Raw genomic sequence first — 2,120 nt, forward strand, 5'->3', positions numbered from 1 at the left:
TTCATAAGCAATTAGGATTAAGGCTGAGACCATCAGCACAACAAAAATGAGTTCCACTCTAGTTAACATATTAATTCCTTTTACTTTTCACTTAATTTATATAGCAGTTAAGTCGCAGCATCAATGACATAACATGACATGGAAAATAATCAAAAAGACAGAATTTGGATTTTCATCAAATCTGCTGTTTGCATACTTCAACAGTAGTTTTGAATGTTTCACTTAACCTTTAAACTTTTTCTAAAATTAAATATATTTACATATACGTTCTAAAATTTGATAGAATTTATTAAAACTTTAGATTCTAAGTGTAAATAATGAGAAGCGCTAATATTCGACGTGATGGCTACTTAAAATTTCTGAATACATGGCAAGACCGTGATGTCATTAAAGTACTTTCAGGTGTGCGTCGCTCTGGAAAATCCACCTTATTGGCGATGTTTCAACAAGACCTAAAAGCACAGGGTGTACAAGCCGAAAACATCATTGCTATCAATTTCGAATTTATGGAATTTGAAGAACTCACAGATTACCGTAAACTACATGATTATGTACTGTCTAAAGTTGATAAAAGTAAAAAAAACTATGTTTTTTTAGATGAAATACAACATGTTACCAATTTTGAGAAAGTGGTCGACTCTTTATATGTTCGGGATTATATCGATTTATATATTACAGGCTCAAACGCATTCTTTCTAAGTGGAGAACTTGCGACTTTACTTACAGGACGCTATATCGAGCAACATGTTCTACCTTTGTCATTCCAAGAATTTAAACAGTGGCATATTGAAAATAATCCGATCATCCAACAATTATCCAATCGTGATTTGTATGCCATGTATACGCGCAGTAGTTTCCCTTATACGCTTGCCATGACTAGCCAGCAAGAAACTTATGATTACTTGCAAGCGGTCTATGCCAGTGTAATGTTTAAAGATGTTATTCCCCGTTTGAATACTGCCGATATTAACTCTCTCGAGCGTGTCGCAAGATATTTGGCAAGCGTGACAGGCTCACCTATTTCCATCAATAAAATTAAAAATACCTTTGTTTCAAGTGGGGTTAAAATTTCATTTGAAACAGTAAAACGCTATATTCAGGGCTTACAGGACAGTTTGTTATTTTATAGTGCTGCACAATTTAAAGTACGCGGGCGTGAGTTATTACAATCCTCTGAAAAATACTATTTAGTTGATGTCGGATTGCGCCGGATTATGTTGCCTGATGCTAATGCTGATCAAGGTCATATCTTAGAAAATGTAATTTATCTTGAGCTTATCAGACGAGGTTATACGGTCTATGTAGGGCGGGTTGATGAATATGAAATTGATTTTGTTGCTGTCGATACTTTACAGAATTTAACTTATTATCAAGTGGCATTAGAAACGCTCAATGAGGAGACACTCAGCCGAGAGTTACGTCCATTACAGAAAATTTCTGATTCGTATCCCAAATATTTACTTACCTTAGACACGATAGGGGCTGAAGCAAATTATAATGGTATTGTAAAAATGAGTGCTCTCGATTGGTTGCTATCTGAAAATAAGTAAAGTTGAGGGTAGACATGAATACTCTTATTTATTGATTAAAGCTCAAAGACTTTTCAGCATCATCCAAGAATGTATTCAAGCATAATTTCTGCTCCAATTGTGATGGATCGATTTACCTCGATTCGATTGAGTCAGACCCTCATGATTGAGCCAGAGTCGCTTACTGAAAGTAGCGAGAATTGCGCTGGAGTTTCTGAAGGATATTAATTCCTTAGTTTGCCCATTCATCCATGTGGGCATTTTTTTTGATCAAAATACAATGCTGTTCTTGCTAAAAAATGACGGCACCCACCATAAAACACAATATTCCAAAAATGATCCAAGGCCAGATCTTTGTCTTCGGTTGTTCTAAACTCTGAGGATTATATTCCGTGTGTTCTAGCGATGTCGGTTGTGGAACACGGGTCTTTTTAGAGTAAGGTTGGTGTTTAGAGTAAGATAGTCCCGTACCTGGAATGCCGACACTGGTTCGCGTACCTTTTTTCCCAATATTTAGAGAAGTACCAGGTTTGCCAATGCTGGCACTGCTGATGCCTTTATGGGTCAGATTAATTTTAAAACCCGGGAATA

Annotated in this window: 2 protein-coding genes; one reads left to right on the forward strand and one right to left on the reverse strand. The window is 36.2% G+C overall.

The window, feature by feature from the left end:
* The first annotated feature begins 317 nt into the window (after window positions 1–317).
* The gene (locus tag EXE10_RS20695) at window positions 318–1,550 is read left to right on the forward strand and encodes an ATP-binding protein (RefSeq protein WP_087528525.1); all 1,233 of its coding nucleotides are present in this window, start codon (window positions 318–320) and stop codon (window positions 1,548–1,550) included.
* A gap of 271 nt (window positions 1,551–1,821) precedes the next feature.
* On the opposite strand, the gene EXE10_RS20700 is transcribed toward EXE10_RS20695, so the two are convergent.
* On the reverse strand, window positions 1,822–2,120 hold a 299-nt coding region (locus EXE10_RS20700), incomplete at its 5' end, for a DUF4236 domain-containing protein (RefSeq protein ID WP_130114577.1).

This window comes from Acinetobacter sp. WCHAc060033 (genome assembly GCF_004209125.1).
GTDB classification, from domain to species: Bacteria; Pseudomonadota; Gammaproteobacteria; order Pseudomonadales; family Moraxellaceae; genus Acinetobacter; species Acinetobacter wuhouensis.

Bases quoted from the DNA above. Each gene is read 5' to 3' on its own strand.
- EXE10_RS20695 (WP_087528525.1), top strand. From the start codon at position 318: ATGAGAAGCGCTAATATTCGACGTGATGGCTACTTAAAATTTCTGAAT.